Source organism: Alkalisalibacterium limincola, from assembly GCF_008017755.1.
Classification (GTDB): domain Bacteria; phylum Pseudomonadota; class Gammaproteobacteria; order Xanthomonadales; family Xanthomonadaceae; genus Alkalisalibacterium; species Alkalisalibacterium limincola.
On record NZ_VRTS01000002.1, the window covers coordinates 439,781 to 447,981 of the forward strand.

The 8,201-nt window shown below is 69.1% G+C and carries 9 protein-coding genes and 4 tRNA genes; all 13 read left to right on the top strand.

Going from position 1 to position 8,201, the window contains the following annotated elements:
• Window positions 1-51 precede the first annotated feature (51 nt).
• The gene (locus FU658_RS05070) at window positions 52-1,722 is read left to right on the top strand and encodes a tetratricopeptide repeat protein (RefSeq protein ID WP_187265925.1); all 1,671 of its coding nucleotides are present in this window, start codon (window positions 52-54) and stop codon (window positions 1,720-1,722) included.
• Complete coding sequence (gene lolB, locus FU658_RS05075; RefSeq protein WP_147891063.1) at window positions 1,719-2,330, top strand: lipoprotein insertase outer membrane protein LolB; 612 nt, start codon at window positions 1,719-1,721, stop codon at window positions 2,328-2,330. The genes FU658_RS05070 and lolB overlap by 4 nt, the downstream gene beginning before the upstream one ends.
• A 52-nt stretch (window positions 2,331-2,382) precedes the next feature.
• Window positions 2,383-3,219, top strand: coding sequence for a 4-(cytidine 5'-diphospho)-2-C-methyl-D-erythritol kinase (gene ispE, locus FU658_RS05080; protein ID WP_147891101.1), 837 nt, complete (start codon window positions 2,383-2,385; stop codon window positions 3,217-3,219).
• Window positions 3,198-3,273, top strand: a tRNA-Gln gene (locus tag FU658_RS05085). The genes ispE and FU658_RS05085 overlap by 22 nt, the downstream gene beginning before the upstream one ends.
• A gap of 38 nt (window positions 3,274-3,311) precedes the next feature.
• Entirely contained in the window at window positions 3,312-4,271 is a 960-nt protein-coding gene (locus tag FU658_RS05090) for a ribose-phosphate diphosphokinase (RefSeq protein ID WP_147891064.1), read from the top strand.
• A gap of 73 nt (window positions 4,272-4,344) precedes the next feature.
• Complete coding sequence (locus FU658_RS05095) at window positions 4,345-5,025, top strand: 50S ribosomal protein L25/general stress protein Ctc (RefSeq protein ID WP_147891065.1); 681 nt, start codon at window positions 4,345-4,347, stop codon at window positions 5,023-5,025.
• 45 nt (window positions 5,026-5,070) lie between these two features.
• On the top strand, window positions 5,071-5,667 hold the full coding sequence (pth, locus tag FU658_RS05100; RefSeq protein ID WP_147891066.1) for an aminoacyl-tRNA hydrolase: 597 nt from the start codon (window positions 5,071-5,073) through the stop codon (window positions 5,665-5,667).
• Between the two features lie 16 nt (window positions 5,668-5,683).
• On the top strand, window positions 5,684-6,775 hold the full coding sequence (gene ychF / locus FU658_RS05105; protein ID WP_147891067.1) for a redox-regulated ATPase YchF: 1,092 nt from the start codon (window positions 5,684-5,686) through the stop codon (window positions 6,773-6,775).
• 10 nt (window positions 6,776-6,785) lie between these two features.
• On the top strand, window positions 6,786-7,685 hold the full coding sequence (locus tag FU658_RS05110) for an ion transporter (RefSeq protein ID WP_222708354.1): 900 nt from the start codon (window positions 6,786-6,788) through the stop codon (window positions 7,683-7,685).
• 40 nt (window positions 7,686-7,725) lie between these two features.
• Window positions 7,726-7,811, top strand: a tRNA-Tyr gene (locus FU658_RS05115).
• A 29-nt stretch (window positions 7,812-7,840) separates the two neighbouring features.
• Window positions 7,841-7,914: transfer RNA gene (locus tag FU658_RS05120), tRNA-Gly, on the top strand.
• Between the two features lie 75 nt (window positions 7,915-7,989).
• Window positions 7,990-8,065, top strand: a tRNA-Thr gene (locus FU658_RS05125).
• Between the two features lie 37 nt (window positions 8,066-8,102).
• Window positions 8,103-8,201, top strand: a 99-nt coding sequence (locus FU658_RS05130) for a GTP-binding protein (protein ID WP_038082120.1), incomplete at its 3' end; no start/stop codon positions are given.

Consider the following 8,201-nt stretch of genomic DNA (forward strand, 5'->3'; position numbering starts at 1 on the left):
CAGATGCGGCGTTCGTGCCGCGAATTCTACCGGCACACGGGCGCGCAACCCATGACTTGGCTCAATCCGTGTTCACTCGCCGGGCTCCTGCTGTCCGCGGGAATCGCCCTGGCACCGCCTCCCGCGCACGCGCAGGAGGACCCCCTGGTCGAGGCGATGGCGGGGGAGTTCGCGGTGCAGACCGGGGATTTCCAGGCCGCTGCCCGCCATTACCTGAACGCGGCGCGGGCCAGCGACGACCCGGCACTGGCAGAGCGGGCCGCCCAGGCCGCCATGCTGGCCGGTGATCCGGCGTTGGCCAGGCAGGCGGTCGCGCGCTGGACCGAGCTCGATCCCGATTCGCGCGGACTGCTGGCCACCCGGGCCATCCAGGCGATGCGCGCCGACGACACGGAGGGGGCCGTGGACGCACTGGCCTCCTTGCTGGCATTGCCTGAGGAAGGGGGGTCCCGGGTGGTGCTGCAGGTGCTCTCCGGCACCCAGGACGAGGCGCTGGCAGGACGGGTGCTGTCGGGATTGCTGCAGCGCGACGCGCTGCCCGGGGACGATTTCCAGGCCTGGCTCGCCTTCGCGGGCCTGGCCCAACGCTGGGGAGACCCGGAGCTGACCACCACCCTGGTGTCCGGCGCGGTCTCGCGATTCCCCGACGAGCCTCGGGCCTGGCTGCTCAAGGCCGCCCAGCTGCGCGTCGAAGGCGACCTGGGCGGCGCGCGCGCCGCGGTGGAGCGCGCGTTGGCCGCCGAGCCCGGTGACACCGGGCTGCGCATTGCCGCCGCGGGCGAGCTCGAGCGCATGGGGGATGCCGAGGCGGCCGAGCGCGTGCTGGCCGAGGCGACCCAGGACGACACGATCTTCTCGACCCGGGCGGCCTACCTGGCGCGCGCCCGGGACAATTCCGGCCTGGCCGACCTCGCCGACGAGATCGAAGCCAGCCTGGCGGACTCGCCGGGGCCTGCCAGCGCGGTCCGACGACTCCTGCTGGGCCAGATCAGCGAATACCTGGGGCAGTTCGAGGCGGCCGTGCGCTGGTACGCGAGCGTCCCGGAAGGGCGCGTCTGGGCGCAGGCCCAGTTGCGCACGGCCCGCGCCGAGGCTGCGCGCGGAAGGCTGGAGGAGGCGCTGGAGGTGCTGCGCAGCCTGCAGCTCGACTACGACTCTGATGGCGAGGTCATCCGCGACGCCTACCTGTTCGAGGCCGAGCTCTACACGCAGGCCGGGCGGGACACGGAGGCGCTGGCCGCCTACGGCCGTGGCCTGGGCATCTTCGAGGACGACCCGCTGCTGCTCTACGCGAGGGCCCTGGCCTGGGTGGCGATGGACCGGATCGCGGAAGCCGAGGTCGACCTCCGGAGGATCCTGGTGTTCGAGCCGGACAACGCGGCGGCGCTCAATGCGCTGGGTTACACGCTGGCCGATCGCACCGACCGCCACGAGGAGGCGCTGGGTTACATCGAGCGGGCGCTGGCCCTGGACCCCGGCAATCCGGCCATCATCGATTCACTGGGTTGGGTGTTGTACCGCCTCGGGCGGGTCCCCGAGGCGCTCGAACATCTCGAGCGCGCCTGGTCGATCCTGCCCGATGCCGAGATCGGCGCCCATCTCGGCGAAGTGTTGTGGAGCCTGGGCGAGCGTCGCGAGGCCAGGCGGATCTGGTCCGAGGCCCGGGAACTCGATGCCGAGAACGAGGTTTTGAAGGAAACGATGGAGCGACTCGACCGATGAACCCGCACCTGCGCCTTGCCCTGTCCCTGCTGCCCCTCATGCTTTTGCTGGCCTGTGTACGCGCACCGGTGCGCATCGATGCCGATGACGCGCTGCTGGCGGGCCAGCAGGTTCGCGAGGCGACGCTGGAGCGCCAGGGCGCCTGGACACTCGTCGGGCGCATCGCCGTTTCCGATGGCCAGGATGGCGGCAGCGGCCGGATCCAGTGGGCCCAGGACGGCGAGCGTTTCGACATCCGGCTCAGCGCACCGGTGTCGCGCCAGAGCTGGCGGCTGAGTGGGCAGCCGGGCGCGGCTCGACTCGAAGGCCTGGAGGGTGGCCCCCTGGACGGGCCCGACGCCGAGGCGCTGCTGTACGAGGCGACCGGCTGGCTGATTCCCCTGGCCGACATGGCGCGCTGGGCCCGGGGCATGCGTGGCGACGGGGTCGCGCGGGTCAGCTTCGACGAGCGCGGCCTGCCGTCGCTCATCGAGCAGGCCGGATGGGCGATCGAGTATCGCGACTGGGTGGACGCCGGCGACCCCCGGTTGCCGCGACGGGTGTTCGCCGAGCGTGGCCAGGCGCGCGTGCGCCTGCAGGTCGAGCGCTGGGAGGCGACGGGTGGCTGAGGCGGCTCGCACGGCGTGGTCGGATTGGCCCGCGCCGGCGAAACTGAACCTCATGCTGCGCGTGGTCGGCCGCCGGGAAGATGGCTACCACGAGCTGCAGAGCGTTTTCCAGCTGCTGGACTGGGGCGACTGCGTGCGCCTGCGCCTGCGCCGCGACGGCCGCATCGAACGCGTCGGACCGGGCGCGACGGATCGGCCCGAGCAGGACCTGGCGGTGCGGGCCGCCCGTGCACTGGCGGAGGCCGCCGGCACCGTTCCCGGGGCCGACATCGCGCTGGACAAGCGAATTCCGGCCGGGGGTGGGTTTGGAGGAGGGTCTTCCGACGCCGCGACGGTGCTGCTGGCCCTGGACCGCCTCTGGGGGCTGGATCTGGGCGAGGAGCGCCTGGCCGGGATCGGCCTGTCCCTGGGCGCGGATGTCCCGGTGTTCGTACGTGGCCGCAGTGCCTGGGCCGAGGGGGTCGGCGAGCGGCTGACCCCGATGACCCTGCCGCCACGCTGGTACCTGCTGCTCGACACCGGCACCCACGTGCCCACCGCGGCGCTGTTCCAAGCACCTGATTTGACCCGGGATGCCAGCCCGGCGACAATATCCGACTTCGTTTCCGGCCGATGCGTCGAGAATGTCTTCCAGCCCTTGGTGGCCGCGCGCGAACCGCGCGTGGCGCAGGCGCTGGCGGACTTGTCGCGTTTCGGCACGGCCCGCATGACGGGCACGGGTGGTGGCTGTTTCGTCGCGTTCGATACGCGCGAGGGGGCCGAGGCCGCCCGGCGTCAGCTGGTCGCGGGCTGGTCGGTTCACGTGGCGCGCGGGTTGGACCGCTCGCCGCTGCTCGACGCGCTCGCTTCGGCCGGAACCGGGACGACAGGGGCGTCGCCAAGCGGTTAAGGCACCAGGTTTTGATCCTGGCATGCGTAGGTTCGAATCCTACCGCCCCTGCCAGATTTCCACGCTCGCGTTGGACAAGTCGGAGATTGCACGTGCAAAACGATGGCAACCTGCTGGTGTTTTCCGGCAACGCCAACCGCCCGTTGGCCCAGGCGGTGTGTCGCCAGCTCGGGACGCGTCCCGGCAAGGCGCTGGTGAGCCGCTTCTCCGACGGGGAAGTGCAGGTCGAGATCGAGGAGAACGTGCGCCGGCAGGAGGTGTTCGTGGTCCAGTCCACCTGCGCGCCGACCGCCGAGAACTTCATGGAGCTGCTGGTGCTGATCGACGCGCTCAAGCGCGCATCGGCGGCCAGCGTGACCGCGGTGGTGCCGTATTTCGGCTACGCCCGGCAGGATCGGCGCCCGCGTTCGGCGCGCGTGCCGATCACCGCCAAGGTGGCGGCGAAGATGTTCTCCTCGGTCAACACCGACCGGGTGCTGACCGTCGACCTGCATGCCGACCAGATCCAGGGCTTCTTCGACATGCCCGTGGACAACGTCTACGCCTCGCCGCTGCTGCTGGCGGACATCTGGCGCAGCCACGGGACCAACGACCTCATCGTGGTCAGTCCCGACGTCGGTGGCGTGGTGCGTGCCCGGGCGATCGCCAAGCGCCTCGACGACGCCGACCTGGCAATCATCGACAAGCGCCGTCCGAAGGCCAACGTCGCCACGGTGATGAACATCATCGGTGACGTGGAGGGCAAGACCTGCGTCCTGGTCGACGACATCGTGGACACCGCCGGCACCCTGTGCGCGGCTGCCGCTGCCCTGAAGCAGAATGGCGCCCGCAAGGTGCTTGCCTACTGCACCCACCCGGTGCTCAGTGGTGCGGCGATCAGCAACATCACCAACTCCCAGCTCGACGAGCTGGTGGTCACCGACACGATCCCGTTGTCGGAAGCGGCCCGCGAATGCGACCGCATCCGCCAGCTCAGTGTCGCCGAACTGCTTGCCGAGACGATCCGCCGGATCGCGTTCGGCGAGTCGGTCAGTTCACTCTACGTGGACTGACTTCCATCGCCTCCCTGGTCGCGGGGAGGCGCTCGGGCCATCCGGCCCACAACCAACGAAGGTGTACAAGACAATGTCCGATCACAAGATTTTCGCCGCCCCCCGTGGCGACCAGGGCAAGGGTGCGAGCCGCCGCCTGCGTCGTAGCGGTCAGGTGCCGGCCATCGTATACGGCGGCGACGCCGACCCGGTCGCGATCCAGATCGACCACAACAAGCTGCTGCACATCGCCGAGAACGAGTGGTTCTACGCCGCCGTGATCGATCTCGAGGTCGAGGCCGAGGGCAAGAAGGGCAAGGCCACCAGCACCAAGGTCCTGCTGCGTGACCTGCAGCGCCACCCGTTCAAGGCGCAGATCATGCACGTGGACTTCATGCGCGTGGACGAGAGCCATGCCATCAAGGTCGCGGTGCCGCTGCACTTCCTCAACGAGGACACCTCGCCGGCCGGCAAGTCCTCGGGCGTCGTGGTCTCCCACGAGATGAACGAAGTTCTGGTGAGCTGCATGCCCAAGGACCTCCCGGAGTTCCTGGAAGTCGACCTGGCCGACCTGGAGCTTGGCGGCGTCGTGCATCTGTCGGAGATCAAGCTGCCCAAGGGCGTCGAGATCCCCGAGCTGAAGCTGGGCCCGGACCACGACCACGCGGTCGTCACCGCCAAGCGTGCCCGCGTCGAAGCCGAGGAAACCGAGGACACCGCCGAGACGAAGCTGGTCGAGTCGGGCGAGCCGATCGAAGAGAAGAAGGGCGAGTAAGCCCGGCGCCCCGCCGGTGTCCACCGGCGGGGCCCGTTGCCTGCCATGGCCAAGCTTCGACTGATCATCGGCCTCGGCAACCCGGGGCCCGAGCACCTCCGGACCCGGCACAATGCCGGGTTCTGGTTTCTGGACGCCCTGGCCCTGCGGCTGGGCGCGAAGCTGGCCGTGGACGGCAAGCTGTACGGCGAGTCGGCCAAGGTCGAGATCGCCGGTGAACCGGTGTGGCTGCTCAAGCCCGCCACCTACATGAACCGCAGCGGCCAGTCGGTCGGTGCGGCGCTGCGCTACTTCAAGATCGAGCCCGAGCAATGCCTGGTCGCGCACGACGACCTGGACCTGCCGCCGGGCGTGGCGCGGCTGAAGTTCGACGGCGGCCATGGCGGCCAGAACGGGCTGCGCGACATCGTGCGCCACCTGGGCCACGGCCGCTTCCATCGGCTGCGCATCGGCATCGGCCATCCCGGCAACAAGGACCGCGTGACGCCCTGGGTGCTGGGCCGGCCCAGCGTGGATGACGAAGCCGCGATGCTGCGGGCGATCTCCGAAGCGCTCGATGTCACGCCGCTGATCGTGGGCGAAGAGACCAACGAGGCGATGAAGCGCCTGCACACGGCCACTGCGGCGGCCGCCAAGCAATAAGCCAGAGGAAACAAGCATGGGCATCAAATGCGGCATCGTCGGCCTGCCCAACGTCGGCAAGTCCACCCTGTTCAACGCGCTGACCAAGGCCGGCATCGCCGCGGCCAACTTCCCGTTCTGCACGATCGAACCCAATGTCGGCGTGGTGCCGGTGCCGGACCCGCGGCTCAAGCAACTGGCCGACATCGTCAAGCCGCAGAAGGTGATCCCGACCTCGGTCGAGTTCGTCGACATCGCCGGGCTGGTGGCTGGCGCGTCGACCGGCGAGGGCCTGGGCAACAAGTTCCTGGCCCATATCCGCGAGGTCGATGCGATCGCCCATGTGGTGCGCTGCTTCGAGGACAGCGACGTGGTGCACGTCTCGGGCAAGGTCGACCCCATCTCCGACATCGAGACGATCGACACCGAGCTGGCGCTGGCCGACCTGGATTCGGTCGAGCGCGCCCACACGCGCGCCGAGAAGACGGCCAAGGCGGGCGACAAGGAGGCCATCGCGCGCAAGGAGGTGCTGGGCCGGATCCGTGCCGGGCTGGAGCAGGGCACCGCGGTGCGCGCGCAGCCGTTGAGCGAGGAGGACCGTGCGCTGGTGCGCGACATGTTCCTGCTGACCGCCAAGCCGGTCATGTACGTGGCCAACGTCCGCGAGGATGGCTTCGAGGACAACCCGCACCTGGACCGCGTGCGCGAGCGCGCCGTGGCCGAGGGTGCCGAGGTGGTGCCGGTGTGTGCGGCGATCGAGGAGGAGATGAGCCAGCTCGAGGACGTCGACCGCGACGAGTTCCTCGCCGACCTGGGCCTCGACGAGCCGGGCCTGAACCGGGTCATCCGCGCCGCCTACAAGCTGCTGGGCCTGCAGACCTACTTCACCGCCGGGCCCAAGGAGGTCCGGGCCTGGCAATTCCGCAAGGGTGCCACCGCGCCGCAGGCCGCGGCGGTGATCCACACCGACTTCGAGAAGGGCTTCATCCGCGCCGAGACGATCGGCTTCGACGACTACATCAAGTACCGCGGCGAAGCCGGGGCCAAGGAGGCCGGGCGCCTTCGCCTGGAGGGCAAGGAATACGTGGTCGCCGAGGCCGACGTGCTGCACTTCCGGTTCAACGTCTGAGGGTCCACGGGTGAACGCCAGCCAGCCCAGCATCGTGCAGTGGGTCCGGGCGCAGCGCGCCCGCCTGGGCGCGTGGGTCGAGTCGCCACCGATCCAGCGGCTGGTGATCGGCCTGATCGTGCTCAACGCGATCACGCTGGGCCTGGAGACCTCGCCGGAGATCGTTGCCGGCGCCGGCGGCCTGCTGGGCTGGGTCGACCGCATCGCGCTGACCGTCTTCACCGTCGAGATCGGCCTGAAGCTGGTGGCCCAGGGGCGCGGCTTCTTCCGCAGCCCGTGGAACATCTTCGATGCACTGGTGGTGGGCATCGCCCTGGTGCCGGCGTCCGGGCCGTTCGCGGTGCTGCGCGCGCTCCGGGTGCTGCGCATCCTGCGCCTGGCCTCGATGATGCCGCGCATGCGCTTCGTGGTGGAGGCGCTGCTGCACGCGATCCCCGGCCTGGGGGCGATCGGCGCGCTTCTGGGGCTGATCTTCTACGTCTTCGCGGTGGTGGCCACCAGCCTGTTCGGCGCGTCCTTCCCGGACTGGTTCGGCACGTTGGGCAAGTCGCTCTACACCCTGTTCCAGGTCATGACGCTGGAAAGCTGGTCGATGGGCATCGCCCGGCCGGTCATCGCCGAGTATCCGTGGGCCTGGGCGTTCTTCATCCCGTTCATCCTGTCGGCCACCTTCACGATGCTCAACCTGTTCATCGCGGTGATCGTCAATACGATGCAGACGCTCGACGCGCAGCACGCCGGGGCGGCGGGACTGACGCCGGTGGTCGATGCGGGGCGTGCCGTCGAGCCGGCGCTGGCGGAGCAGATGAGCGGGGAGATCCGCCAGTTGCGGGAGGAAATTGCCCTGCTGCGGCAAGGACTTGGCGAAGCGGCCCGCGGTGTTGGCACGGAAATGCACGCAGACCGTTGACGTACACGGGACGTTGACGCAGAATAGCTGGCTCTGTTGCGGAGGGATACCCAAGCGGCCAACGGGGGCAGACTGTAAATCTGCTGGCTTACGCCTTCGGTGGTTCGAATCCACCTCCCTCCACCAGTTCCAGGCGTTTTTATGTGTCTCCCGGCGCGGGAGTAGTTCAATGGTAGAACCTCAGCCTTCCAAGCTGATGGTGCGGGTTCGATTCCCGTCTCCCGCTCCATTGTCCGGCCCGCGTGGCGGTGCCAAGGCGCTGCCGGGGTGGCGTTGGATCCGCCAGGTTGCACCACAATTCGGCGCTCATGTAGCTCAGTCGGTAGAGCACTTCCTTGGTAAGGAAGAGGTCGCTGGTTCGATTCCAGTCATGAGCACCATCCCTTTCGATCCCTGAACTCACCGGAAGCTTTCGAAATGTCCAAGGAAAAGTTCGAGCGCAAGAAGCCGCACGTGAACGTCGGCACGATCGGCCACGTCGACCACGGCAAGACCACGCTGACCGCCGCGCTGACC